Below are 25,006 nucleotides of genomic sequence, written 5' to 3'. Positions count from 1 at the left end.
GAATCCACATGGCTCGTTATACTGGACCCAAATGCAAGCTCTCGCGTCGCGAGGGTACTGATCTGTTCCTGAAGAGCGCCCGCCGCTCGCTGGATTCCAAGTGCAAGCTGGATTCCAAGCCTGGCCAACACGGCCGCACTTCGGGTGCCCGCACTTCCGACTACGGTCTGCAGCTGCGCGAAAAGCAAAAGCTCAAGCGCATGTACGGCGTGCTGGAAAAGCAATTCCGCAAGTACTTCGCTGAAGCCGAGCGTCGCCGTGGCAACACCGGCGAAACGCTGATCCAGCTGCTGGAATCGCGCTTGGACAACGTCGTCTACCGCATGGGCTTCGGCTCGACCCGCGCCGAAGCTCGCCAGCTGGTGAGCCACCGCGCCATCGAACTGAACGGCCACACGGCTGACATCGCTTCGATGCTGGTCAAGGCTGGCGACGTCGTGTCGGTCCGCGAAAAGGCCAAGAAGCAAGGCCGCATCAAGGAATCGCTCGACCTGGCCACCAGCATCGGCATCCCCCAGTGGGTGGAAGTCGATACGACCAAGTTGACCGGTACGTTCAAGTCGGCCCCCGATCGCGCTGACGTCGCTCGCGACATCAACGAATCGATGGTCGTCGAACTGTACTCGCGTTAATCAGGCCTGCCGGCGCTACCTTCGCAATGCGCCGGCGAGCTGGTCTCGCGACCCGTTTGCACGTCCCGCAGCAGCCCGCTTTCCGCCTTCAGGCGGAGCGGGCTTTGCGGTAAGTATTGGCCGGTGTTTTTCGCGCCGTCCGCATTTCAAGTTTCACCCTGTCCATCAGCCTTATCGGTGTAACGAGCCGAGGGTATTGAAAAGGAACACAGTAAATGTCCACTCAAGGTTTCCTGAAGCCGCGCTCCATTGAAGTCGAACCGGTCGGCACGCACCATGCCAAGATCGTGATGGAGCCGTTCGAGCGTGGCTACGGTCACACGCTGGGCAACGCCCTGCGCCGCATCCTGCTGTCTTCGATGACCGGCTACGCGCCCACCGAAGTCCAGATGACGGGCGTGGTGCACGAATACTCGACCATCCCGGGCGTTCGCGAAGATGTCGTCGACATCCTGCTGAACCTGAAGGGCGTGGTCTTCAAGCTGCACAATCGCGACGAAGTGACCCTGGTTCTGCGCAAGACCGGCGCGGGCACCGTGCTGGCCAGCGACATCGAGCTGCCGCACGACGTCGAGATCATCAACCCCGGCCATGCCATCTGCAACCTGACGGATGCAGGCAAGCTGGAAATGCAGATCAAGGTTGAAAAGGGCCGCGGCTACGTGCCGGGCAACGTGCGCGCGCTGTCGGAAGACCGCACCCACACCATCGGCCGCATCGTTCTGGACGCTTCGTTCAGTCCGGTCCGCCGCGTGAGCTACGCGGTTGAAAGCGCCCGTGTGGAACAGCGTACCGACCTGGACAAGCTGGTCCTGGACATCGAAACCAACGGCGTTATCTCGCCCGAGGAAGCGGTGCGCCAGTCGGCTCGCATCCTGATGGACCAGATCTCGGTCTTCGCCGCCCTGGAAGGCGCTGGCGATTCGTACGAAGCCCCGGTCCGCGGCACGCCGCAGATCGATCCGGTGCTGCTGCGCCCGGTCGACGACCTGGAACTGACCGTGCGTTCGGCCAACTGCCTGAAGGCCGAAAACATCTACTACATCGGCGACCTGATCCAGCGTACCGAAAACGAGCTGCTCAAGACCCCGAACCTGGGTCGCAAGTCGCTCAACGAGATCAAGGAAGTCCTGGCCGCACGCGGCCTGACGCTGGGCATGAAGCTCGAAAACTGGCCCCCCCTGGGCCTGGAGCGTCCCTAAGTCTTGAAAGGGTGCCGCCTCTGGAAAGGGGCGGTTCCCGCAGGCAGCCGGCCTCGCGCCGGCCAGTTTGCGAAACCGTCGTAAAATGCACCGTTTTCTACCGGACCGCGGCCTGATTGCAGGTTGATAGAAGAGCCGGCAACCCGATGGCTGACGCCATCTTTAGATTCAAAGGAAACTTATCATGCGTCACGGTAATGGCTTGCGTAAGCTCAACCGCACCAGCAGTCACCGTCTTGCCATGTTCCGCAACATGGCCGTTTCGTTGATCACCCACGAAGCCATCAAGACCACGCTGCCGAAGGCGAAAGAATTGCGCCGCGTCATCGAACCCCTGATCACGCTGGGCAAGGAGCCCACGCTCGCGAACAAGCGTCTGGCTTTTGCCCGTCTGCGCGATCGCGATGCGGTGGTGAAGCTGTTCGCCGAAATCGGCCCGCGCTACGCGGCCCGTAACGGCGGCTACACCCGCGTGCTGAAGATGGGCTTCCGTCAAGGCGACAACGCTCCCATGGCTTTCATGGAACTGGTTGACCGTCCGGAAGTCGATGAAGCCGCTGAGGACAGCGCCGAATAATTTCGGTAGCTCGATAAGCGACAAGGGCGGGTCTTCGGACCCGCCCTTGTTTTTTTTGTGCGGCCGCCGCGCGCTACGAGGCGTGCAGCTCGCTGCGCAGTTGCGCCGCCGTTGCGGCCAGCGCCTCGGTTGCGGGCTGCGGCGGCATCTTGAAGGTCAGGTCCTGCTGCTCGATGTATTGGGTGGACGTGACGTCCTGCGGGTGATGCATGGGGATGACGTGGGCGTGCGCATGCGCCACGTGGATGCCGGTGAAGGCGAAGCCCACGCGTTCCACGTCATACAGGCGCTTCATGTGGCGTCCGAGCTTCTGGCCCAAGTTGAGGATGCTGCCTGCCAGGTCGGCCGGCATATCCTCGTAATAGGGATAGTGCTGCTTGGGGATGATGAGCACATGCCCGGGGCGCACCGGGTGGATATCGAGAAAGGCCAGCAGGCGTTCATCCTCGTGGACCACGTGCGCGGGGATTTCGTGACGGGCGATGCGGCAGAACAGGCAGTTATCGGACATGCGTGCCTCGGTGGGTGCGGGTGGCATGGCGGCGCGTTCAGGCCCGGCGGATCCGGACGATGGCCGCAATACCGATAAAATACCCCGAGTTACGTCCCATACGGGTATCCCGAGGAGCCTCCATGTTGCGAGATGACGACGTTGTGCTGGTCATCAGCAATGCGCCCGACCTGCTGCTGGCCAAGCGGATTGCGCATGTCCTGGTCGAAGACGGATTGGCCGCCTGCGTGAACCTTGGCGCCCCGGGCCTGTCCATCTACATGTGGAAAGGAGAGGTCGAAGGGGCGGAAGAAATCCCCATCCACATCAAGACCACATACGCGCGCCACCAGGCCGTAGTGCAGGCCCTGGCGCAGATGCATCCCTACGATGTGCCCGAGATCATCGTGCTGCCTGTCATTGGCGGCGCGGCGCCCTATCTGGATTGGGTGCGTGAACAGACGGCCGTCACGCAGAACAAGAGAGACTGATGTTGCAACTAGTCGGTATCGGCGCGCTCCGGCGCGAGTCCCGCGCGCCGCGCGCCTTCTTCAGGCAGTGGCTGGCCTTGTTGGCCATGATGCTGCTGTTGCTGGGCTGGCAGGCTGCCGCGCGCGCCGAGGCCGAGTTCCTGGAGCCCGAGAAGGCCTTCGTGTTCAGCGCCGAGATGGTGGCGCCTGAAACGCTGGAACTGCGCTACCGCGTCGCGCCGGGCTACTACATGTACCGCGAGCGCTTCGGCATCACCATCAGTCCCATCGGCGCCGCCAAGCTGGGCGAAGCCGTCTATCCCAAGGGCGAGGTCAAGTACGACCCGACCTTCGAGAAGGACATGGAGGTCTTCCACCAGGACGTGGTGATCCGCGTGCCGGTGGCTGCGGGCGGACAGCCCTTCACCCTGACCCTGACCGCGCAAGGCTGCGCCGATGCGGGGCTGTGCTACCCGCCCATGGACAGCAGCGTGAAACTCACGCCGGTGGCAGGTGGCTATGCACTGGCTGGACCGGGAGGAATCCCGGCCGCCGCGTCTGGCGCATCCAGCGGGCTCGGCGCGCTGGTCAACGCGGGCGACACCGGCCTGGCCGACGCCCTGGGCGGCCTGGGCTGGGTAAAGACCGCCGGCGTGTTCCTGGTGCTGGGCCTGTTGCTGGCATTCACGCCCTGCGTGTTGCCCATGATTCCCATCCTGTCCTCCATCGTGCTCGGTGGGGCCGCGCAGGCCAAGCCGTCGCGCGGCCGCGGCCTGGCCCTGGCCGCGACCTATGTGCTGGGCATGTCCGTTGTCTACACCGCGCTGGGCGTGGCGGCCGGATTGAGCGGGGCCGGACTCGCCGCCTGGCTGCAGACGCCTTGGATCCTGACCCTGTTCGCCATCCTGCTGGCCGTGTTGGCGCTGGCCATGTTCGATGCCTTCACGTTCCAGATGCCTGCCGGCATCCAGGGCTGGCTGTCGCAGCGCTCGGCGCGCATTCCGGGCGGGCGCTACACCGGCGCCTTGGTGATGGGCGCCTTGTCGGCGCTGATCGTCGGCCCCTGCGTGGCCGCGCCGTTGGCGGGCGCGCTGTTGTATATCTCGCAGACCGGGGACGTGGTGCTGGGCGGATCGGCGCTCTTCGCGATGGCCTGGGGCATGGGCGTGCCGCTCTTGATCGTGGGGGCGTCCTCGGGCGCCTTGCTGCCCAAGGCCGGTCCCTGGATGGACGGCGTGAAGCGCTTGTTCGGCATGCTCTTGCTGGCGACCGCCTGGTGGATGCTGATCCCGGTAGTGCCGACCTGGGTGCAGATGACGGGCTGGGCTTTCCTGGCCGTGGTTGCCGCCGTGATGCTGCGGGCGTTCGATGCCTTGCCCGATGGCGCGGGCGCTGCGCGCATGTTCGGCAAGGGTGTGGGCCTGTTGCTGGCGCTGGCGGCCGCGGCCTGGCTGATCGGCGCAGCCAGTGGCGGACGCGACGTGCTGCAGCCGTTGTCGCACCTGGCGGCGCGCGGCGATGCGCCCGTGGGCGCGGCGGCCAGCAGCGGTGAGGTGCACTTCACCCGCGTGCGCAACAACGCGGAACTGGACGCCTTGCTGGTGCAAAGCCGTCAGCCGGTGATGCTGGATTTCTACGCCGATTGGTGCGTGTCGTGCCGCGAGATGGAGCGCTTCACCTTTACCGATCCGGGCGTTGCGCAGCGCATGTCGGGCATGCTGCTGGTGCAGGCCGACGTGACCGCGAACAACGCCGATGACCGCGCGTTGCTCAAGCGCTTCCGCCTTTTCGGCCCGCCGGGCATCATGTTCTTCGAACCGGGTGGCAAGGAGCTGCCCGAGGCGCGCGTGGTGGGCTTCCAGGACGCCAAGCGCTTTACTGAATCGCTGGACAAGGTCCTGCTGCGCTGAACGCGCGCGGCTTTGCCGCAAGCGTGATCCGCCATACAAAAGGCCGCTGCATGGAACCGACCGTGCAGCGGCCTTTTTTTTGCCGCGTGGCCTTTCTGTTCTGCGGACGCTAGCCCTGGCGCGTCGCGCGCACGTCGTGGTTCTGCCAGCCCAGTTCAGCCGAGATGGCGTCGGCGCAGCGCTTGATGTCATCGATCAACGGACTGGTCCAGCGCACGTCGAACACGCCGGCTGCGCCGATGGCTGTGATCACCAGCACCACGTTGCCGTTGGAGTCGAACACGGGGGCGCTCAGGCCGTTGATGCCGGGGATGGGGTCGCCCATGGCGCGCGCGACGCCGCGCTGGCGGACTTCGCGCAGGGTCCGTTCGAACTTTTCTGTCTTGCCCAAAGAAGGCACGGCGCCCAGGCGCAGATGGTCTTCATGCAACAGGCTTTCTATTTTTTTGGGCGGCAGCAGCGCCGCGAACACCTTGCCCGTCGCCGTGTTGGTCAGCGACATGACCGTGCCGGTGCGCATGTTGACGTGGATGGGGTAGTTGGATTCGTGCAGGTGAACGATAACTGGCCCCAGGTTGCCCAGCACCGCGATGGCGATGGTCTGTCCGGTTCTTTCGGCGAACTCGCGCGTCATGGGGATGGCGATCTTGATGGGATCGAGCCGGTGCAGCGCCGCCAGCCCCAGCTGCAGCGCGAGCGGCCCCAACTCGTATTCGCCGGTGTTCGGGTCTTGCCTGACCAGGCCCAGATTGCCGTAACTGACGAGATAGGCGTGGGCATTGGCGCCCGACATGCCGGCGGCCTTGGCCAGCGCGCCCAGCGGCAACGAAGACGAGTGTTCCAGCAGCGCCAGCAGAATCTTGCCGCCGACTTCGATGGACTGGATGCCGCGCCTGCGCGGCGGCGAGGCAGGAGCGTGATCGGCATTGCGCTTGCCGGAGCTGGGTCTGGTGGCCATTTTCTTTTATCGAATGAGATTGCCTATGTTAGTACTTTCGCTAATCGTGAACCATATTGACATTATCAAATGCGTTCTCTACAGTCGAAAGAATAAGAAGGCTGCCCCGGTTTTGCGATCGGGAGCAAGCCGCCCCAAGGGTATGGAGACAACGTGGAAGATTCTCGTCAATACGACTGCGACGTGTTGGTGGTCGGGTCGGGCGCGTCGGGCATGGCTGCCGCAATCACCGCGGCAACGTCAGGCCTGAAGGTCCTTATCGTTGAAAAAGAGCCGCGCTTCGGCGGCTCCACCGCGCGTTCCGGCGGCTGGCTGTGGATACCGGGCACCTCGCTGGCCAAGGTGCAGGGCATCCATGAAACGCCGGACGAAGGCCGCGCCTATCTGCGCCACGAAGCCGGCGACAGCTACAACGTTGAACGTGTGGATGCCTTTCTGGAGCAGGGGCCGCGCGCGGTGGACTTCTTCACGTCGAGCACCGAAGTGCAGTTCGACATGCCGCTGGTGTTCCCCGACTATCACGCGGAAGCGCCCGGCGGAAAGCAGGGCGGACGCTCGATGGTGGCGCGGCCCTACGACGGCCGCAAGCTCGGCGCCCACGTCAGGGACCTGGCGCCCGCGCTGCCCGAGCTGACTGTGTTCGGCATGATGCTGGGCTCGGGCAAGGAGATCGTGCACTTCATGCGGGTCACGCGCTCGCTGGCCTCGGCCTGGTACGTGGCCAAGCGCCTGACCCGGCATTTCCTGGACGTGGCCAGGCATGGCCGCGGCATGACGCTGACCAACGGCAATGCGCTGGCGGGCCGGCTGGCGGCCTCCGCGTTCAAGCTGGGCGTGCCCCTGTGGCTGAACGCGCCGGCCAAGTCCCTCATCATCGAAGACGGCGCCGTGCGCGGCGCGGTCGTGCAGCGCGATGGCGCGGCCGTGCGCGTGCGCGCCGCGCGCGCCGTGGTGCTGGCTTCCGGCGGCTTTCCGTACGACATCGAACGCCGCAAGCAGCTGTATGCACACGCACCCAACGGCACGGAACACTACTCGCCGTCGCCCACGGGCAATAGCGGCGACGGGCTGCGCCTGGCCGAGAGCGCGGGCGGGCAGGTCAACACCGCCTTGCCCAATGCCGCGGCTTGGGTGCCGGTGTCCGTGGTGACGCGCAAGGACGGCAGCCCGGGCTACATGCCGCACTTCATCGACCGCGCCAAGCCGGGCGTCATCGCCGTCACGCGCAATGGCCGTCGCTTCACCAACGAAGGCAGTTCGTACCACGACTTCGTGCAGGAGATGGTGCGCGCATGCGAGGGGCAGGGCGAGACCTGCGCCTGGCTGATCTGCGACCACAAGACCCTGCGCAAGTATGGTCTGGGCAGCGTGGCGCCGTTCCCACTGCCCATCAAGCGCTATCTGGACACGGGCTATCTGACTCGCGGCGCGTCGGTGGCGGAACTGGCGCAGAAGACCGGCATCGATGCCGGCAGCCTGCGTCAGACGGTCGAAGCATACAACCGGGAGGCGGCGCTGGGCCGCGATCCGCAATTCGGCAAGGGCAGCAAGGCCTACAACCGCTATCAGGGCGATGCGCTGCATGGCCCGAATCCCTGCGTGGCGCCCATCGTGAAAGGGCCGTACTACGCGATCAAGGTCATGATCGGCGACATCGGCACTTTCGCCGGCCTGAAGGTCGATGGCCAGGGCCGCGCACTGAACGAACTGGGGGCGGTCATACCCGGCCTGTACGCCGTGGGCAACGACGCCTGCAGCATCATGGGCGGCAACTATCCGGGCGCGGGCATCACCTTGGGTCCGGCGCTGACCTTCGGCTATATCGCGGGTCAGAGCATTGCCGCCGCCGGCAAGGCCGCAGCGCGCGTGCAGGCGGCGGACGCTTCCGCGCAGGCGGCCGCATGAGTGCCGCGCCGGCGGGACTGCTGCAGGGCAAGCTGGTCCTGGTGACGGGGGCGGGGCAGGGTAACGGACGGGCATTGGCGCTGGGCCTGGCGGCCGCGGGCGCGCGCGTGGTGGCGACCGACGTGCAGGCCGACAACGCCGCGCAGACGGCAGGGGCCATCATCGCCACCGGCGGCGAGGCCTGGAGCCACGCGCTCGACGTGACGGACTCCGAGGCATGCGCGGCGGTCGCGGCGCAGGTGCAATTGGAAGTGGGGCCGATTGACGTGCTGGTCAACAACGCCGGCATCCTGATCCGCGAAGGCATAGACAGCCCGCGCGCCGCCGAGAACTGGCGTCGCGTGCTGGACGTGAACCTGAACGGCAGCTTCAACATGATCCACGCCTTCCTGGGGGCGTTGCGCGCCACGCGTGGCGTCATCATCAACGTCGGCTCCATCGCGTCGTTCGCCGGGGTAGGCGCCACCCTGGGCTATTCGCCGTCCAAGGGCGGCGTGAAGATGATGACGCAGGCCATGGCGCGCGACCTCGCGCCCGACGGCATACGGGTCAACGCCATTGCGCCGGGCGTCATCGAAACGCCGATGACGCAGTACACGCGGGACGATCCCGCCCGGCTGGCGAACTTCATGCAGCGCATTCCGCTGGGACGGGTGGGACAGCCCGAAGACCTGGTGGGACCCGCCGTGTTCCTGGCTTCGCCGATGGCGCAGTACGTGACAGGCGTGTCCCTGCCGGTGGACGGCGGCTATCTCGCGGTATAGCGCCAGGCTCCACGGGCGAGAGGCAGAAAAAAGAATCATCGACGTGCAGCACATCTGAAAAACACAGGAGACAACGATGAAAGCAACGGGGATTTTTTCCACCTTGTCCAAGGCGGCCGTCTTGTGCGCGCTGGCGGTGGGCGCGCAGGCCTACGCCCAGGACATCAAGATCGGCTTTAACGGCGACCTGTCGGCTTCGCCGTCCGCGCAAAGCGGGCAGGCCGCGGTGCTGGGTTTGCGCACGGCCATTGACGACATCAATGCCAATGGCGGCCTGCTCGGCCGCAAGCTGGTGCTGGTGGTGCGCGATGACCTGTCGCAGCCGCCGAAGTCCATCCAGAACATGGCGGACCTGATCGATAACGAGAAGGTCGTGGCCATCGTTGGTCCCACCAATTCCGGCAACGCACTGGCCTGGAAGCACATCCCGAACCAGAAGAAGATCCCCGTCATGGGCGCCATCGGTTCCGGCACCGACATCACCAAGCCCATGCGCGCGGGCGCGGACAACTACATGTTCCGCGTCGGCATGGTGGACCGCGAACAGGTGGACGGCGTGATCGGCTACCTGAAGAAGAATCCCAAGGTCAAGAACGTAGGCTTCATGATCGAGACCACCGGCTACGGCCAGAGCGCGCTCAAGGACCTGGAGGAAGTCGGCGCGGCGCAAGGCGTCAAGGCCGTGGCGGTCGAGAAGTTCGGTGTGGCCGATACCGATATGACGTCGCAGCTGAACAAGCTGAAGGCGGCGGGCGTGGATACGGTGGTGATCTGGGCGCAGAGCACGCCGATCGCGCACGTGTTCCGCAGCATGGAGAAGATCAACTGGTTCCCGCTGACGCTGACCTCGTGGGCGGCGGACAATATCGCCTTCTACGATACGGCGGGCAAGACGCTGTCGGAGAAGCCCTTCTTCCTGCGCACCATCACCGACAACCGCACGGCCGCGCAGCAGAAGCTGTATGACCGCGTGTCGGCCAAGATGACCTCGCCCACCGCGTTCGGCTTCCTGGCGCATGCCTATGACGGCATGAACCTGCTGGGCATGGCGATCAAGCAGGCGAACTCCACCGATGGCGACAAGGTGCGCCTGGCGCTGGAGAACCTGGATGGCACCTACGAAGGCGCGATGAAGACCTACATCAAGCCATTCTCGGCCACGGTGCACGATGCGCTGCTGGTAAGCGATTACAAGTGGGCGCACTGGCAGGACGGCAAGCTGGTGCCTTACGCCGACGACGTGACCGTCGCCGTCGCCAAGTAGCAGCAGGACAGCGACAGGCATAAGGGGCCATCATGTTGGCGACATTGTTGCAGGCGCTCGTCAGCGGGCTAGCAGTGGGGGGCGCTTATGCGCTGGTGGCGCTGGGCTTCAGCATCACGTTCACGACCACGCGCACGCTCAACTTCGGGCACGGGGAATTCGTGTCCGTGGGCGCGTTCATCGGGGTAGGCGCCTTGTTCCTGTTTGCCGGCAAGCCGGTCACCACCGCGGCCTTCACAGGGCTGGAATTGAGCGGTTGGGAGTATCTGCTGGCGGGGCTTGCGGCGGTGCTGGTGATGGGCATGCTGGGCGTGCTGCTATACGTGTTCGGCGTGCGGCCGTTCGCTTCGCGCCCGGGCATGGCGTGGGTCATGAGCACGCTCGGCTTTGGCATCCTGCTGCAGAGCGCCGCGTTCGCGGTCTGGGGACCGGCGCCCGTCACGGTGCCGGCGCCCTTCGGCGACGACGTGATCCGCGTGTTCGGCGCGGGCGTGCGCAGCCAGGAACTGCTGTTGCTCGCCGTGGCGGTGGTGGTGATGGTGCTGTTCGACCGCATCATGAACCGCACGGTGCTGGGCAAGGCGATGCGGGCCGTGGCCGCCAATCCCGCGGTCGCCAACCTGATGGGCATCAATGTGAACGCGGTGATGACCGGCGCCTTCTTCGCCAGTTCGGCGTTGGCCGGGCTGGCGGGCTTTCTGGTCGCGCCGATCACGTCGGCTTCGATATTCATGGGCCTGGCCATCGGCCTGAAGGGCTTTTCCGGCGCGATGATAGGCGGCCTGTCGAATCCGCGCGGCTGCGTGCTGGGCGGCTTTGTGCTGGGGCTGCTGGAGTCCTACGTGAACCTCTGGCAGTCGCAATGGCGTGAAGTGGCGATCTTCGGATTGGTGATCCTGGTGCTGGCGGTCAAGCCCACCGGCCTGTTCGGCAAACGTCTGGCGGAGAAGGTATGAAGCGGCACGGCCAGACCTTGATAACCGTGGCGCTCGCGGCGGCGCTAGCCTTGTTCGCCGCCCTGGTGGACAACGATTACTACCTGCGCATCGTGTTCATGGCTTGCGTGTACTACTTGTGCGCGGCGGGCGTGAACGTGCTGGTGGGGTATGCGGGACAGAAGTCGCTGGGGCAGGCGGGCCTCTTTGCAGCCGGCGCCTACACGGCGGCGTTGCTGACCTCGCGCTGGCAAGTCGATCCATGGCTGGCCCTGGCCGCGGCGCCCGTGGTGGCCGGCGTGTTCGGCGTGCTGATCGCCCTGCCGTCGCTGCGCGTGAAAGGGCCTTACCTGGCCATGGTGACGCTGGCCTTCGGCATCGTCATGGAGAAGATCGTCACCGAATGGGTGGACGTGTTTGGCGGCCCTTCGGGCCTGTTCGGCATCATGCCGCTGACCTGGGGCGGCAACCCGTTCACCAACCAGCAGTGGGTGTGGTTCGCGCTGGTGCTGTGCGTGGCGACGCAGCTCCTGCTGCGCAACGTGCTGGACGGGCGCTTCGGGCGCGCGCTGCTGTCGGTGCAGGCCGACGAGATCGCCTCGTCTTCCGTCGGGGTGCGCGTGTATCGCGCCAAGGTCATCGCCTTCGTGGTGGCGGCCGTGACCTGCGGCATTGCGGGCGCGCTGGTGGCGCAGCAGAACCAGTACATCAACTCGGACTTCATCGGCTTCAACCTGTCGATCTTCATCCTGCTGCTGGTGCTGTTCGGCGGTGCAGGCTCGAAGGCGGGGCCGGCCGTGGGCGCGATTGCGCTGACCATCATCGACGCGATGCTGGCGCGCTGGCCCTCGGTGCAGCATTTCTTCTACGGCGCATTGCTGCTGTTCGCGCTGTACTTCATGCCAGGCGGCGTGATGGGACTGTTCTCGCGCCGCGAGCGGCGGGTCGCGGATGCGCGGCCGCAAGGCGCGGGCGAGGCGGCGGCCCCGCCCGCGGCCAAGCAGGCCGTTGGGGCGCAAGAAGACCTGCTGCTGGTGGTCGAGAGCCTCTCCAAGGCCTATGGCGGCGTGAAGCCGGCGCAGGACATTTCCTTCTGCCTGCGGCGCGGCCACGTGCATGCGCTGATCGGACCGAACGGCGCGGGCAAAAGCACCCTCATCAACATGCTCAGCGGCGTGGTGCTGCCGGATGCGGGCGTGGTCCGCTTCCAGGGCACGGATATCGCGGGCGAGCGGCCGCATGTGATCTGCAAGCTGGGCATCGGCCGCAGCTTCCAGAACCTGCGCCTGTTCGGCGAGCTGTCGGTGCTGGATAACGTATTGCTGGGCCGCCACAGCCGCATGAAGAACGGCTTCTGGGCTTCGCTGCTGGGACTGCCGCGTGCGCGGGCCGAGGAGCGCCGCGCGCGCGAGCACGCCTATCGCCTGGTGCGCATGGTGGGCCTGGAGCATCTGGCCGATACGCCGGCGGGCAGCCTGCCGTATGGCCTGCAGCGCAGGGTGGAACTGGCGCGCGCATTGGCCACCGAACCGACCTTGCTGCTGCTGGACGAGCCGGCGGCCGGGTTGAACCCGCAGGAGACCGCGGAACTGGGCGAGCTGCTGGTGCGCATCGGCGAGTCCTGCGGCATCACGCTGTTGATGGTCGAGCACCATATGGATCTGGTGATGGCGATTTCCGATCACGTGATCGTGCTGGACTACGGCATCAAGATCGCCGAGGGCAAGCCCGCCCAGGTGCAGGCGGACAAGCGCGTGATCGAGGCGTATCTGGGAACCGGCATGGCCTGAGGCCAGGCCATAGGCGTAGGAACAGGCCGTAAGACGATGCTGAAACTAGAATCCGTGCAGATTTCGTATGGCGCGATCCAGGCGGTGCGCGATGTGTCGCTGGAGATCCGCGCGGGCGAGATCGTGACCATCATCGGCGCCAACGGCGCGGGCAAGAGCACGCTCTTGAAGGGCGTGGCGGGCCTGGAGCCCTTGCAGGGCGGACGCGTGACCTTCGACGGGCGCGATATCACGCAGGTGGCGGCGCATCAGCGCGTGGGCCTGGGCCTGGCGCTGTCGCCGGAAGGGCGCGGCGTGTTCGCGGACCAGACCGTCTACGACAACCTGGTGCTGGGCGCCTACATCCGGCGCAGGGATCCCGCGGCAGTGGCCGAAGGCGTGGAGCGCGGCTACCGGCTGTTCCCGCGGCTGCGCGAACGGCGCGAGCAGCTGGCCGGCACCTTGTCGGGCGGCGAGCAGCAGATGCTGGCGATGGCGCGCGCGCTGATGAGCGAACCGCGCCTGCTGTGCCTGGACGAACCCTCGCTGGGGCTGGCGCCTTTGATCGTGCAGGACATCTTCGCGGCGATCTGCAAGCTGCGCGACGACGGGCTGACCATCGTGCTGGTGGAGCAGATGGCCAACCAGGCGTTGGGCGTGGCGGACCGGGCCTATGTGCTGGAGACCGGCCGCATCACCCTGAGCGGCTCGGGCGCGGAACTGCTGTGCGATCCCAACGTGCGGGCCGCATACCTCGGCGCGCATTGAGTCCAGGCCCCAGGCGCGATACCATGTCCGCGGCGCCGCGTGGGCGGCGCGTCCCATTCCCCTTCCAGGCCGGCGCCCGTGACGTCCCCGACAGTTGATGCAAGCCAGGACCGCACAGGTCTTATCTATCTTCAATTGATGTTCGTCATGGCCACATGGGGCCTGAACATCGTCTCGGTCAAGTACCTGACGCTGCACATGGATGTGCAGGCCCTGGCGGCCGTGCGCATCGTCATTGCGTTCATCACAGTCACCCTCATCATCAAGGCCCGCCGCGGCCGCATCCCCCGGCTCGGGCGCGCGGAGCTGGGCTGGGTTGCGCTGGCGGGCTTCCTGGTCGTGTACGCGCACCAGATTGCACTGGTGACAGGCCTGCGGGTGTCGTCAGCCGCGAACGGCACGCTCATCATGGCGACCAGCCCCTTGCTGTCGGCGTTGCTGGCGGCCATCTTCTATCGCGAGAAACTGACGCTGGTGCGCATTTCCGGCGCCTTGCTGGGTCTCCTGGGCGTGGGCATGGTGGTGGTCGGCAGCGGCGCGCGGATCGGCCTGACGGGTTGGGGCGATGCGATCGTGTTCGTGGCGGTGCTGGTGTTCGTCTGCGGCGGGCTGGTGATCCAGCGCATGTCGCGCAGCATGGATCCGCTGGGCATGCTCTGGTACATGTACCTGGCCGGCGGCCTGATGCTGGTGGTGCACGCGGCGCTGACGCCCGCGTCCTACCAGGGCGATACCTGGCAGATGACGTGGTGGCCGTGGCTGGTGCTGCTGTTTTCCGCGGTGATCGCCTCGGGCGTCAGCAACATCGTCTGGAATGCCGGCATCGCGCGGCTGGGCATCAGCCGGGCAGCCTTGTTCGTGAACTGGCTGCCGATCTTCGGCCTGCTGTTCGCGGCCCTGTTCCTGGACGAGCACGTCACGCCCACGCACGTCGCGGGACTGGCCTGCGTGCTGGCGGGAACCTGGCTGGGATTGCGGCGCGGGGCGCCGGCAGCGGGCCGCAATGCGGCCGCCAAGACTTGATTTGCGGCAGGCGTCGCGGGCGGCCCATGTTGGCCTGGCCCGCGATACCGCATAGCGCTTAACGCTGGCTCTTCAGCAGCTTCGCGGCTTCGATCGCGAAGTACGTCAGGATGCCGTCGGCGCCGGCGCGCTTGAACGCCAGGAGCGCTTCCATCATGACCTTGTCGTGGTCCAGCCAGCCGTTGGCGGCGGCGGCCTTGATCATGGCGTACTCGCCGCTGACCTGGTAGGCGAAGGTGGGCACGCGGAACGTGTCCTTGACCCGGCGCAGCACGTCCAGGTAGGGCATGCCGGGCTTGACCATGACCATGTCGGCGCCTTCCTGCAGGTCGGCGGCGACTTCGCGCAGGGCTTCGTCGAGGTTGCCCGGATCCATCTGGTAAGCCATCTTGTTGGACTTGCCCAGGTTGGTGGCCGAGCCCACGGCGTCGCGGAACGGGCCGTAGAAGGCGCTGGCGTACTTGGCGGAGTAGGCCATGATCTGCGTGTGGATGTGGCCGTTGGCTTCCAGCGCGCGGCGCACGGCGCCGATGCGGCCGTCCATCATGTCGCTGGGCGCGACCATGTCGACGCCGGCCTCGGCTTGCGTGAGCGCCTGCTTGACCAGGATTTCGACGGTGGCTTCGTTGATGACGTAGCCGTTCTCGTCGATGACGCCGTCCTGGCCGTGGCTGGTGTAGGGGTCCAGCGCCACGTCGCACAGAATGCCGAGTTCGGGGACGTGTTTCTTCAGTTCACGCACCACGCGCGGGATCAGGCTATTGGGGTTGGTGGCTTCGATGCCGTCGGGCGTCTTGAGCGAGGGGTCGATGGCGGGGAACAGCGCCAGCACGGGAATGCCGAGGTCCACGCATTCGCGGGCCACCGGCAGCAGCGTGTCCAGCGAATAGCGGACCACGCCCGGCAGCGACGGCACGGCTTGCTGCAGGCCAGTGCCTTCGGCCACGAACACGGGATAGATCAGATCGTTGACCGTCAGGGCGTTTTCGCGCACCAGGCGGCGGGTGAAGTCGTCGCGGCGCAGGCGGCGCGGGCGGGATACCGGGAATTCAGGGGAGATGATCTGCGGGTTCATGGTACGACCTTGGGTGAAATCCAGTTTTCTATGTGCGCGCCGGCCTCTTCCAGGCCGATGCGTTCAGGCGCCGAGAAGGGGATGGTGTGCAGGGCGCCGATATCGGCCAGGTCCTTGCGCACGGAGAACACGGTGCGCACGCGCTGGCCGTAGGGCAGCTTGTCGGCCTTGGTCAGCAGCGCCAGCACCGGGCGGCCGGTGGGGGCGATGAAGTTGGCGAGGCGGCGGTCCAGTTCGGTGACGCCGCGGCGGATGTCAATGAGCAGCACGATGCCGGCCAGCGATTCGCGGTCGCGCAGATAGCCGCCCAGGATGTCGGCCCATTTTTCTTTTTCGTCGCGGGCCACGGAGGCGTAGCCGTAGCCGGGCAGGTCGACGAGATAGCCGATGTGGCCTTCCGGATCCAGCGGGTCGGGCAGGCTGAACATATTGATCAGGCGCGTGCGGCCCGGCGTCTTGCTGGAGAAGGCAAGGCGGCGCTGGTTGCACAGCACGTTGATGGCCGTGGATTTGCCGGCGTTGGAGCGGCCGACAAAGCAGACCTCGGGAGCGCCGGCGGCCGGCAACTGGTCGAGGCGAGCCGCGGACGTGAGGAAAGAGGCGCGATGTAGGAGGGACACGGGTGGCTTTGGATACGGTTGGTTTCGAGCCCTATTGTATAATCCGGCGTTTGCAACAGTGGTCCCCGTGCGCGGAGCCGTCTTTTTTGCTTACTGTTTCGCTTGCTGAACGCTTTATCCGGCAAGTTCGCAGCAACATCGCAGGCAGGAAGGCAAAACAGGTTCGATACGGTATTCCAGGGTGTGCGGGCAGGCGTGGGCGCCTTTTTGCGCCTTGATCGATGCGATCGTCGAGGTCTTCATGAAGCGTGTGCTGTCCCGGATGTTGGTTGCGAGCGGGCTGTTGCTCGGCGCCTCCGCCTTATCTACTACGAGTTTCGCCGCCGAAGGCGCCGCGGGCCCGGTAAAACCAGATGCCGCCAAGGGCGGACAGCTGTTTGACCAGGGTGATGCGGCCAGGGGCATCATCGCCTGTGCGTCCTGTCATGGCGCGGCGGGCAATAGCACCATCCCGGTGAACCCCAACCTGGCCGCGCAGTCCCACGAGTACCTGGCCAAGCAATTGGCCGACTTCCAGGTCAAGCCCGGCGCCAAGCTGCCGGTGCGCAATGGCGCGGGCGGCAATCCCACCCCGATGACGGCCATGGCGCAGAACCTGACGCCCGCCGACATGCAGAACATCGCGCTGTACCTGGCGCAGCAGCCGCTCAAGGAGCCCGCCACGGCCGGCCAGGAGAAGCTGGTTGATCTGGGTCAAAAGATCTGGCGCGGCGGTTTGCCGGATCGCAAGGTTCCGGCTTGCGCCTCGTGCCATTCTGCCAATGGCGCGGGCATTCCCAGCCAGTACCCCCGGCTGTCGGGCCAGTTCCCCATGTACATTGAAGAGCAGCTGAAGCTGTTCCGCAGCGGCGACCGCAAGAACGACGTCATGTTCGCCATCGCGGACCGCATGTCGGACGCCGACATCAAGGCCGTGTCGGACTACGCCGCCGGTCTGCGGTAGGCGCCAGCCCGCCACGCGCGCGGCTGGTCCGCGTTCTGCAAACTCAGCGCAGCGGAACCTGCTTCCGCCGCGCGCTGTCTATGAGGGGGGTAGCCGATAGCGCGGCCCCCCTTTTTTCATGAATTCGACCCGTACACACTCCCGTCCTTCCCTGCGCAGCCTGCCCGGCGATTTCTTCGAATTGCTGGGTTCGATGCGTTTCGCCGTCAGCCTGCTGATGTTCATCTGCGTGGCGAGCCTGGTCGGGACCGTCCTGCAGCAGAACCGCTCGTCCAACAACTACATCGATCAGTTCGGGCCGTTCTGGTTCGAAGTGTTCGACAAGTTCTCCATCTGGCACGTCTACAACAGCTGGTGGTTCCTGCTGATCATGGGGTTCCTGGTCGTGTCGACCTCGGTCTGCCTGATCCGCAACGCGCCCAAGATGCTGCGCGATGCGCGCTCGTTCCGCGAACATGTGCGCGCCAGCAGCTTGCGCGCCTTCCCGCATCGGGTGGAAACCGAAGAGCCTACCGACGTGCCGCAGACGGCTGCGGGCCTCAAATCCCTGTTGGGCCGGCTGGGTTATGCGGTGCGCGAACGCCAGGATGCGGATGGCGTGCTGCTGGCGGCCAAGAAGGGCAGCGCCAACCGCCTGGGCTACGTGTTCGCCCACGCCGCCATGGTCATCATCTGCATCGGCGGCCTGCTGGACAGCGAGTTGCCGGTGCGCCTGCAGGTCATGTTCGGTGGTAAGAAACCCATCGTCGAAAACATGCTGATCTCGGAAGTGCCGGAAAGCGGCCGCTTGTCGGTCGACAACCCAAGTTTCCGCGCCAGCGTCCTGGTGCCCGAGGGCGGCCAGGCCAGTACGGCGGTCGTGATGGTGGGCGACGGCGCCCTGGTGCAGCCCATGCCCTTCACGCTGAAGCTCAAGAAGTTCGTGGTCGACTATTACTCCACCGGCATGCCCAGCCGCTTCGCCAGCGAGGTCGAGGTCACCGACCCGGACACCGGCAAGAGTTTCGATTCCACCATCGAGGTCAATGAGCCGCTGCGCTTCAAGGGCATGACGGTCTACCAATCCAGCTTCGACGACGGCGGCAGCGCGGTGACGCTGAAAGGCTATCCGCTAGTAGGATCTGACGCCGCTACCTTCGCGGTTGACGGTACGGTGGGCAAGACCAGCGAAGTAACCGCTCACACTGCCCGCGGCGCGCGCAGCATGGGGATCGAGATCACGGCACTGCGGCCCATCAACGTCGAGGATCTGACCGGCGGCGTGCCCAAGGGCGGCAACCAGAGCTTTGCCGACCATGTCGCGTCGGTGTCCGGCAGCGCCGCAGGCAAAAAGAACGAAAACCTGCGCAACGTCGGTCCCAGCGTCGAATACAAGCTGATCGACGATGCGGGCCAGGCCCACGAATTCCAGAATTACATGCTGCCCGTCGAGCTGGACGGCGCCGCCGTGTTCCTGGCCGGGGTGCGCAACAACGCCTCCGAGCCGTTCCGCTACCTGCGCATTCCGGCGGACGACGACAGCTCGATCGCCGAATTCATGCGCCTGCGCGCGACTCTGGCCGACCCCGCAGCGCGCCAGGAGGCCGCGCGCCGCTTCGCGGAACGCAACAGCCCGGTGGGGACGGATCGCCAGCCCCTGCAGACGGCCGCCGAGCGCGCCCTGGAAACCTTCGCCTCCGGCGGCTTGCAAGCCGTGGCGGCGTTCCTGCAGGCCAACACGCCGCCGCAGGACCTGGAACGGGCAGCCGACGTGGTGATCCGCCTGATCGGCGCCAGCATGAACGAGTTGCGCGCCATCGAACGCGAGCGCGCCGGCCTGCCCCCCGTGGCCACCGAAGGCCCGGAGGCCGAACGCGCCGCTGTCTGGTCGCGCCTGTCCGTGGCCGCGCTGTCGGACCTGACCGTCTATCCGGCGCCAGTGTTCCTGTCGCTCGCGGACTTCAAGCACGTGCAGGCCAGCGTGTTCCAGGTCAGCCGCACGCCCGGCAAGAACACCGTCTACCTGGGCAGCCTGCTGCTGGTCCTGGGCGTGTTCTCGATGTTCTATATTCGAGACCGCCGCATCTGGATCTGGATCAAGCCGCAAGGCGGCGGCAGCAGCGTCCTGGCGGCCATGACGTCCCAGAAGCGTACACTCGACTTCAACCAGGAGTTTGAACGCTTCAAGCAGGCGCTGCTGCGCCAGAAGAGGTCTTAAGGTTTCCTATGTCCACTACGACCACTACGCATCCCGCGCCGGCGCAAACGTTGGCTGCCTCGCCTGATCAACTTTGGCAGGACGCCCTGTCCGAAACCGGCGACGGCCGCGCGCAGCGCGGCAGGCCCGATTGGACCGACGTCGTCTTCTTCCTGTTGCTGGCGGTGGGTGCGGGATTCGCGCTGACCCGCTACAGCAACGCGATGGACTATTACGAGAAGATCATCCTGTGCGGCACCGTCCCGGTGCTGGCCTGGATGGGCTGGCTGTGGCGCCCGCTGCGCCACCTGATGGTCGCCTGTGCCATTGCGGCGGGGTTGGCGCTGATGCTGTACGGCAACGACCTGGCCCGGGCCGAGCAGGTGTTCTTCCTGAAGTACCTGTTCTCGTCGCAGTCGGCCATCCTGTGGATGTGCGCGCTGTTCGCGCTGGCCATGGTCTGCTACTGGATCGGCTTCTTCAGCCCTACCGCCGCCTGGCTGGGCACGGCGCTGAGCTGGGGCGCGGTGTTCGCCGGCGTCACGGGCCTACTGGTGCGCTGGCGCGAAGGGCACTTGATGGGCCCGGACCTGGGCCACATCCCGGTCAGCAACCTGTATGAAGTGTTCGTGCTGTTTGCGCTGATCACGGCGCTGTTCTACCTCTACTACGAACGCAAGTACGCCACGCGCGCGCTGGGCGGCTTCGTGATGCTGGTGGTGACGTCGGCCGTGGTGTTCCTGCTGTGGTACTCCTTCACGCGCGACGCCGGGCAGATCCAGCCGCTGGTGCCGGCGCTCAAGAGCTGGTGGATGAAGCTGCACGTTCCGGCCAATTTCATTGGCTACGGCACCTTCTCGCTGGCCGCCATGGTGGGCTTTGCCTACCTGGTGAAACAACATGGCCAGACCACGTCCTGGGCTAAGCTGGCGCCGCTGTTCGTGCTGGGCGTGCTGCTGTGCGCCGAGCCCATGGTGTTCCGTACCGATGGCCTGTCGGCCACCTGGATGCTGTACTTCGGCGTGGGCGCGGTGATCGTGGGCGCCATCCTGCTGGGACGCCGCCGCATCGCCGCGGCGCTGCCCTCGCTGGAAGTGCTGGACGACATCATGTATCGCGCCATCGCGATCGGCTTCGCGTTCTTCACCGTCGCCACCATCCTGGGCGCGCTGTGGGCGGCCGACGCCTGGGGCGCGTATTGGCAATGGGACCCCAAGGAAACCTGGGCGCTGATCGTCTGGCTCAACTACGCGGCCTGGCTGCACATGCGCCTGATCAAGGGCCTGCGCGGGACCATGGCGGCCTACTGGGCGCTGATGGGCCTGCTGATCACCGGCTTCGCCTTCCTGGGCGTGAACATGTTCCTGTCGGGCCTGCACTCCTACGGCGAACTGTAGGCGCTGACGGCCTGTTCAGGCCGTCAGCACAACCATCACCGGCTGGGGCGAGTACACCTTGACGCCAGGCGCATTGATGGTGTTCTGCAGGGTCAGGCTCGTCATGCGGACGATGGGCGCGCCGCGCACCAGCATGGTGAACGCGCCCGTCATGTAGCGCGACTGGCCCATGAAGGTCTGCGAGATCAGGCCGCCGCCCACGCCGGCGGTATCGCCCAGCGTGACCGGTATCACCGTCGCCATGTTGTGCACCGGCGCTGCCATCAGCCATACATTCCAGACCACGGGGATACCCATGGACGAGGTCGCCGTGTCGATGTGCGGCACCGGCGGCACCGGGGTCTTGCAGACGTCGGGAACGCCCACGGCCAGGCTGGGCAATTGGCAGACTGCGAGCATGTTGATCTCCTTAGGCGGCGAGGGGGCGGCGATGCCGCGTGGGGTCAAAGGGAGGCGCGTCCGGCCGACCAGAGTTCGGCTTCAAGCAGGGGCGCGTCGTTTTCGATGATGCCGCGGCGTTGCGTCCAACGCGTGCCCTGGGTCAACGCGCGATGCATGCGCGTGCGCAGGAAGGTGGCGTCGCGCAGGTCGGCCCCGCCCAGGTCGGCCAGCGAGAAGTCGGCGTCGGTCAGGTTGGCGCCGCGGAAATCGGTGTCGGCGCAACGCGCGCGCTGGAAGATGCACAGCGACAGGCTGGCGCCGCGCAAGGAGGCGCCGTCCAGCGTCGCCTCGGCCCAGATGGCGCCGTCGAAACGGCCGCCCTGCAGGTCGGCGCCGCTCAGGTCGGCCTGAGGGAACAAGCACTGCGGGGCCGACGCGCCAGCGAAGCGCGCGCCGCGCAGCGACGCGCCCTTGAAGCCGGCCTGACGCAGGTCGGCATTGCGGAAGTCCGCGCCGTCCAGCTGGCTGTCGGTGAAATGGCAGAGCGGGTAGGCTTGCGAGGAGAAGTCCTGCGCCGTCAGATCGCATTCGATGAACATGGTGCTTTCCGCGCCGGCGCCCGCCAGCACGATGCTGCGCAGGTCCAGCTGGTGGAACAGGGTGTAGCTCATCCGGGCCTGCGACAGGTCGGCGCGCGTCAGCACGCCGCGCGAGAACACCGAGCGTTCCACGCGGGCGGATCGCAAGGAGGCGCCTTCGAGCGAGGTGGAGTTGAACGCCGCTTCCTTCAGCTCGGCCCCTTCCAGGCTGGCCTGACCCAGATCGCATTCGGTGAAGCTGACGCCATGGGCGTGGCTGCGGTCCAGCACCGCCCCGCGGGCCTGACAACGGAACAGCCGGGCCATATCCAGATTGGCGTCCGCGGCGACCACGCCAGTCAGCACGCAGTTGAGGAATTGGCTGTCCTGCAACTGGCAACCGCTCATCCTGGCGCCGCTCAAATCCACCTGGTCGAAGAACGCGCCCGCCAGGTCCAGGCCGCGCAGGTCCCGGCCCGCCAGGCTGCGGTGCGCTATCGGCTCGCCGTGGCGCACCTGGTCCAGCAACTGATCCAGGTTCATGCGGCGTTCTCCGGCTGCCGGGCCGGCCAGAGCTTGGCGCCTTGGGTATGGGCGTCGTCCAGCCCGGTGCTGCCGTCCATCTGCGCCTGCGCGACATCCGCGCGAAAGAGGTTGGCGCCGGTCAGGTCGGCGCGCAGCAGGATGGCCTTGCCGAGCAGGCTGTTGATCAGGTTGGCGTTGCGCAGGCGCGCGCCGGTGAAGTCGGCGCGCACGAAGTGGGTGTCGGGGGCGGCCATGCCGCTGAGGTCTGCTTCCCGCAGGCTGCAGTTCGAAAAGTCACTGGCGGCGACTTGCGCGCCACGCAAGTCGGCGCGATCGAGCATCGCGCCACGCATGCTGCCCACCTTGAGCCGCATGCCGCGCAGGCAGGCGCCGGCAAGCGCTACGCGTCCCGCGTAGGCGCAGCCATCGAGCGTGGCGTTCTCCATGCTATGGCGGCCCGAGAACTCCACGTCCATGAAGCTGACGCGCAGCAAGTCCGCGCCGGAGAAGTCGGCGTTCGCCATCGTGCCCTGCATGAACACGCATTGATTCAAGCGCGCTTGGTGAAAGCGGCAATCCTCGAAGGCGGCCATCATCGCGGCCCATTGCTCGAAAGACGCGCCGCTCAGGTCGCAGCCGCGCAAGCGCGCCTGATGCAGGCGTCCCAGCAACCAGACGCTGCCGGCAAAGCTGCAATCTTCGCAGTTGGCATGGTCCCAGATGGTTTCCTTGATGCGGCTTTCGGTGAAGTCCGTCTGCACGCACTGCGTGCGGCCCAGGTTCGCGCGCGACATATCGGCGCCGCGCATACTGGTGCGCGCCAGGTCGGCGCCTGCCAGCACCGCGTCGGTGAGGTTGCAGCCGTCCAGCCGCGCGTCGGCGAGATTGGCGCCGGCCAGGATGGCGCGCTGGAAGTCGACGCCGGAAAGATCCATGCCGCTCAGGTCCGCGCCAGTCAGGTTCATGTCGCGGCAATCGCGATTGCCTTTCAGACGCGCTTCCAGCTTCGAACGCGTGCGCCGTGCGCGCAACGGCGGCATGGGCGGGGGCGGCGCGAACTGATGCGCCGATTGCTGATAGGCCTGATGCACCTGCGGACCCAGGGTCTGGCTGAGCGGGGGCGGCACGCCTGGTGCATCCGGCGCGCCGCGCTCGGCCTGCGTGTGCGGGTTGGCATCGAAGTCGGCGATGTGCCGCTTCACCTTGCGTGGGTCGAAGCCGGCGGGAAGCTTGCCGTCATCCTCCAGCTTGCGCAGTGCGTCCATGTCTACCCCGGAGACTGCGGCCATGGAGGGCAGGTTGGGATCGGCCAGCGCGCGCGCGCCGGGACCGCCCGACAGGCGTTTGGCCTCTTCCAGCTCCCGCTGCATGCGCAGGATGGTCTGCGGCAGATCGGCCAGGTTAGGCGCCTTTGGCGGCGGCTGCAGGGGAACCATGTACAGATCGGGATCCAGGCCCTGGGCGAGCAGCGATTCGCGCTCGCGGGCATGCCGCCGTGCGGCGCCGGCATGCAGGTTGCGGTTCGACGGCCGCTGGGCCGTGGCTTCCATGGCCGCCTGCGGCAGCTCGCCGCAGATGTCTTCCGGCACGAGCTGGGCATCCAGCAGGGCATGGACCGCGCCGAGCTCGGTATCGAGGCGCTGTCCCACCACAGTCTGGTAATGCGCCACGTCGCGCTCCTGGCCGGCGTGTTCCAGCGCGGGCATGATGTGCAGGATATCTGCCGCATCGTCTTCGCGTACCGGCAGCGCGCCATGCCAGATCAGCGCCAGCTGCGTGCGGTCGGGGAAGAACCAGGCCGTGGTCAGGCGCAACGCGACTTCCTCGAGCGCGCTGCCATCGGCCTGGCGGCTGAAGAAACAGCGGGCGCGCCAGTCGGGCAGGCGGCCGCGCAGCACCTCGCGTTCAGGGTGCATGTTCCACAGTTCATAGTCGGCGCCGCCGGCAAGCGCCGAATTGGCGGGCCCCCATTGGTCGGGCGGGGCGGCATTGAAGAAGCGCCAGTCCATGTCGGACGCGAAGCCCGGGAAGTCATGTTCCAGCCACTGCTGGCCATACTGGCGGCCCAGCAGTGCGGCCCGCTGCGGCCAGTCCATGGGCATGGCGGTGAAACCGGCGGGCGCGACGCGCTGGGAGGGCGATGCGACGCGTTCCTGCGGGTGTTCGATGTTGGGCAGCCGGCGCACGCGCACGCCGTTGACGTCCTCTTCCTGCGCGCCTATGCCCTGCGGGTTTTCTGCGCAGCCGGGGCCGCCGTAGGCGCGGCTCCAGTCCAGACGCATGCGCTCGAAGGGCTGGGGGGCGGTGGCCTTGCCATCGAGCCAGTAGCGGTCGCCGAAGACCAGCAATGATTTGTCGATCGCGCCCACCTTCAGGCGCACGGCGCAGGCGCCGGGACTCTTGGGATCATGCGGATAGGCGTGGCCGGCGACCAGCACTTCCGGACACAGCTTGGGCGTGGCCAGGTCCAGCAGGCCGCCAGCTTCGGCGCCTGCCAGCTTCCAAAGTTCCTGGTCCATGAGCAGCGTGGGCGCGTGCGCGATATCGACCAGCGCGAACACCGCCACGCCCAGCACGTCGCGGCGTTGCCAGCGGTAGGGGCGGGTAAGCAGGCCCAGGCGGAACGGCTTGATGGTCTTCATGG

At 66.3% G+C, this 25,006-nt stretch carries 23 protein-coding genes; 15 read left to right on the top strand and 8 right to left on the bottom strand.

What is annotated here, in order from left to right; all coding sequences use genetic code 11:
* Window positions 1-8 precede the first annotated feature (8 nt).
* From rpsD to rplQ, 3 genes are all read left to right on the top strand, one after another.
* The gene (gene rpsD, locus IB268_RS22595) at window positions 9-632 is read left to right on the top strand and encodes a 30S ribosomal protein S4 (RefSeq protein WP_054457258.1); all 624 of its coding nucleotides are present in this window, start codon (window positions 9-11) and stop codon (window positions 630-632) included.
* Between the two features lie 215 nt (window positions 633-847).
* Window positions 848-1,834: a DNA-directed RNA polymerase subunit alpha gene (rpoA, locus tag IB268_RS22590; RefSeq protein WP_006216514.1), complete on the top strand. Its 987-nt coding sequence runs from the start codon at window positions 848-850 to the stop codon at window positions 1,832-1,834.
* A gap of 184 nt (window positions 1,835-2,018) precedes the next feature.
* The gene (gene rplQ / locus IB268_RS22585; protein ID WP_006389635.1) at window positions 2,019-2,411 is read left to right on the top strand and encodes a 50S ribosomal protein L17; all 393 of its coding nucleotides are present in this window, start codon (window positions 2,019-2,021) and stop codon (window positions 2,409-2,411) included.
* A gap of 73 nt (window positions 2,412-2,484) precedes the next feature.
* Here the strand turns inward: rplQ and IB268_RS22580 are convergent, their stop codons facing one another.
* The gene (locus tag IB268_RS22580; RefSeq protein ID WP_054457256.1) at window positions 2,485-2,922 is read right to left on the bottom strand and encodes an HIT family protein; all 438 of its coding nucleotides are present in this window, start codon (window positions 2,920-2,922) and stop codon (window positions 2,485-2,487) included.
* 122 nt (window positions 2,923-3,044) lie between these two features.
* Here IB268_RS22580 and cutA point away from each other — a divergent pair, with 122 nt between their 5' ends.
* Together cutA and dsbD are read left to right on the top strand one after the other, a co-directional pair.
* Window positions 3,045-3,392 carry a divalent-cation tolerance protein CutA gene (gene cutA / locus IB268_RS22575; protein WP_054457254.1) on the top strand — a complete coding sequence of 116 codons (348 nt, stop codon included), beginning with the start codon at window positions 3,045-3,047 and terminating at the stop codon, window positions 3,390-3,392.
* Window positions 3,392-5,281, top strand: coding sequence for a protein-disulfide reductase DsbD (dsbD, locus tag IB268_RS22570; RefSeq protein WP_192354828.1), 1,890 nt, complete (start codon window positions 3,392-3,394; stop codon window positions 5,279-5,281). Before cutA ends, dsbD begins: the two co-directional genes overlap by 1 nt.
* Before the next feature lie 109 nt (window positions 5,282-5,390).
* Here the strand turns inward: dsbD and IB268_RS22565 are convergent, their stop codons facing one another.
* Window positions 5,391-6,239 carry an IclR family transcriptional regulator gene (locus IB268_RS22565; protein ID WP_082401217.1) on the bottom strand — a complete coding sequence of 283 codons (849 nt, stop codon included), beginning with the start codon at window positions 6,237-6,239 and terminating at the stop codon, window positions 5,391-5,393.
* Between the two features lie 153 nt (window positions 6,240-6,392).
* On the opposite strand from IB268_RS22565, the gene IB268_RS22560 reads away from it, so the two are divergent.
* From IB268_RS22560 to IB268_RS22530, 7 genes are all read left to right on the top strand, one after another.
* The gene (locus tag IB268_RS22560) at window positions 6,393-8,144 is read left to right on the top strand and encodes an FAD-dependent oxidoreductase (RefSeq protein ID WP_192354827.1); all 1,752 of its coding nucleotides are present in this window, start codon (window positions 6,393-6,395) and stop codon (window positions 8,142-8,144) included.
* Window positions 8,141-8,908 carry an SDR family NAD(P)-dependent oxidoreductase gene (locus IB268_RS22555; protein ID WP_192354826.1) on the top strand — a complete coding sequence of 256 codons (768 nt, stop codon included), beginning with the start codon at window positions 8,141-8,143 and terminating at the stop codon, window positions 8,906-8,908. The genes IB268_RS22560 and IB268_RS22555 overlap by 4 nt, the downstream gene beginning before the upstream one ends.
* Before the next feature lie 76 nt (window positions 8,909-8,984).
* Window positions 8,985-10,172 (top strand): ABC transporter substrate-binding protein, encoded by a 1,188-nt coding sequence (locus IB268_RS22550; RefSeq protein ID WP_192354825.1) that lies wholly within the window; start codon window positions 8,985-8,987, stop codon window positions 10,170-10,172.
* A 32-nt stretch (window positions 10,173-10,204) separates the two neighbouring features.
* Entirely contained in the window at window positions 10,205-11,128 is a 924-nt protein-coding gene (locus IB268_RS22545) for a branched-chain amino acid ABC transporter permease (RefSeq protein WP_054457247.1), read from the top strand.
* The gene (locus IB268_RS22540) at window positions 11,125-12,897 is read left to right on the top strand and encodes an ATP-binding cassette domain-containing protein (RefSeq protein ID WP_119449742.1); all 1,773 of its coding nucleotides are present in this window, start codon (window positions 11,125-11,127) and stop codon (window positions 12,895-12,897) included. Before IB268_RS22545 ends, IB268_RS22540 begins: the two co-directional genes overlap by 4 nt.
* A 36-nt stretch (window positions 12,898-12,933) precedes the next feature.
* Window positions 12,934-13,644, top strand: coding sequence for an ABC transporter ATP-binding protein (locus tag IB268_RS22535; RefSeq protein ID WP_192354824.1), 711 nt, complete (start codon window positions 12,934-12,936; stop codon window positions 13,642-13,644).
* Window positions 13,645-13,782: 138 nt separating this feature from the next.
* Window positions 13,783-14,667, top strand: a complete 885-nt coding sequence (locus IB268_RS22530) for a DMT family transporter (protein WP_119449922.1) — start codon at window positions 13,783-13,785, stop codon at window positions 14,665-14,667.
* Window positions 14,668-14,725: 58 nt separating this feature from the next.
* On the opposite strand, the gene hemB is transcribed toward IB268_RS22530, so the two are convergent.
* The 3 genes from hemB to IB268_RS31205 form a co-directional block, all read right to left on the bottom strand.
* Complete coding sequence (gene hemB / locus IB268_RS22525) at window positions 14,726-15,742, bottom strand: porphobilinogen synthase (RefSeq protein WP_192354823.1); 1,017 nt, start codon at window positions 15,740-15,742, stop codon at window positions 14,726-14,728.
* On the bottom strand, window positions 15,739-16,362 hold the full coding sequence (gene yihA / locus IB268_RS22520) for a ribosome biogenesis GTP-binding protein YihA/YsxC (RefSeq protein WP_042795930.1): 624 nt from the start codon (window positions 16,360-16,362) through the stop codon (window positions 15,739-15,741). The genes hemB and yihA overlap by 4 nt, the downstream gene beginning before the upstream one ends.
* Before the next feature lie 114 nt (window positions 16,363-16,476).
* On the bottom strand, window positions 16,477-16,605 hold the full coding sequence (locus tag IB268_RS31205) for a hypothetical protein (RefSeq protein ID WP_255509206.1): 129 nt from the start codon (window positions 16,603-16,605) through the stop codon (window positions 16,477-16,479).
* Between IB268_RS31205 and IB268_RS22515 the strand changes: the two genes are divergently transcribed.
* From IB268_RS22515 to ccsB, 3 genes are all read left to right on the top strand, one after another.
* Complete coding sequence (locus tag IB268_RS22515; RefSeq protein WP_042797483.1) at window positions 16,604-17,305, top strand: c-type cytochrome; 702 nt, start codon at window positions 16,604-16,606, stop codon at window positions 17,303-17,305. The genes IB268_RS31205 and IB268_RS22515 overlap by 2 nt on opposite strands.
* Before the next feature lie 118 nt (window positions 17,306-17,423).
* A complete protein-coding gene (locus IB268_RS22510; RefSeq protein WP_192354822.1) occupies window positions 17,424-19,502 on the top strand; it encodes a cytochrome c biogenesis protein ResB in 2,079 nt (692 codons plus the stop codon).
* An 8-nt stretch (window positions 19,503-19,510) separates the two neighbouring features.
* Window positions 19,511-20,878: a c-type cytochrome biogenesis protein CcsB gene (ccsB, locus tag IB268_RS22505; protein WP_054457234.1), complete on the top strand. Its 1,368-nt coding sequence runs from the start codon at window positions 19,511-19,513 to the stop codon at window positions 20,876-20,878.
* A gap of 15 nt (window positions 20,879-20,893) precedes the next feature.
* Here the strand turns inward: ccsB and IB268_RS22500 are convergent, their stop codons facing one another.
* The 3 genes from IB268_RS22500 to IB268_RS22490 are packed head-to-tail and all read right to left on the bottom strand — an operon-like array spanning window position 20,894 to window position 25,004.
* Window positions 20,894-21,277: a DUF4150 domain-containing protein gene (locus IB268_RS22500; protein ID WP_054457232.1), complete on the bottom strand. Its 384-nt coding sequence runs from the start codon at window positions 21,275-21,277 to the stop codon at window positions 20,894-20,896.
* 44 nt (window positions 21,278-21,321) lie between these two features.
* Window positions 21,322-22,380, bottom strand: a complete 1,059-nt coding sequence (locus IB268_RS22495) for a pentapeptide repeat-containing protein (RefSeq protein ID WP_192354821.1) — start codon at window positions 22,378-22,380, stop codon at window positions 21,322-21,324.
* A complete protein-coding gene (locus tag IB268_RS22490) occupies window positions 22,377-25,004 on the bottom strand; it encodes a DUF2169 domain-containing protein (protein WP_192354820.1) in 2,628 nt (875 codons plus the stop codon). Before IB268_RS22490 ends, IB268_RS22495 begins: the two co-directional genes overlap by 4 nt.
* Window positions 25,005-25,006: the final 2 nt, after the last annotated feature.

Source organism: Achromobacter sp. ACM01, from assembly GCF_014851745.1.
GTDB lineage: Bacteria > Pseudomonadota > Gammaproteobacteria > Burkholderiales > Burkholderiaceae_B > Achromobacter > Achromobacter aegrifaciens.
Note: the sequence above shows the minus strand (reverse complement) of the source record. Positions and strands in the feature narration are given on the sequence as shown.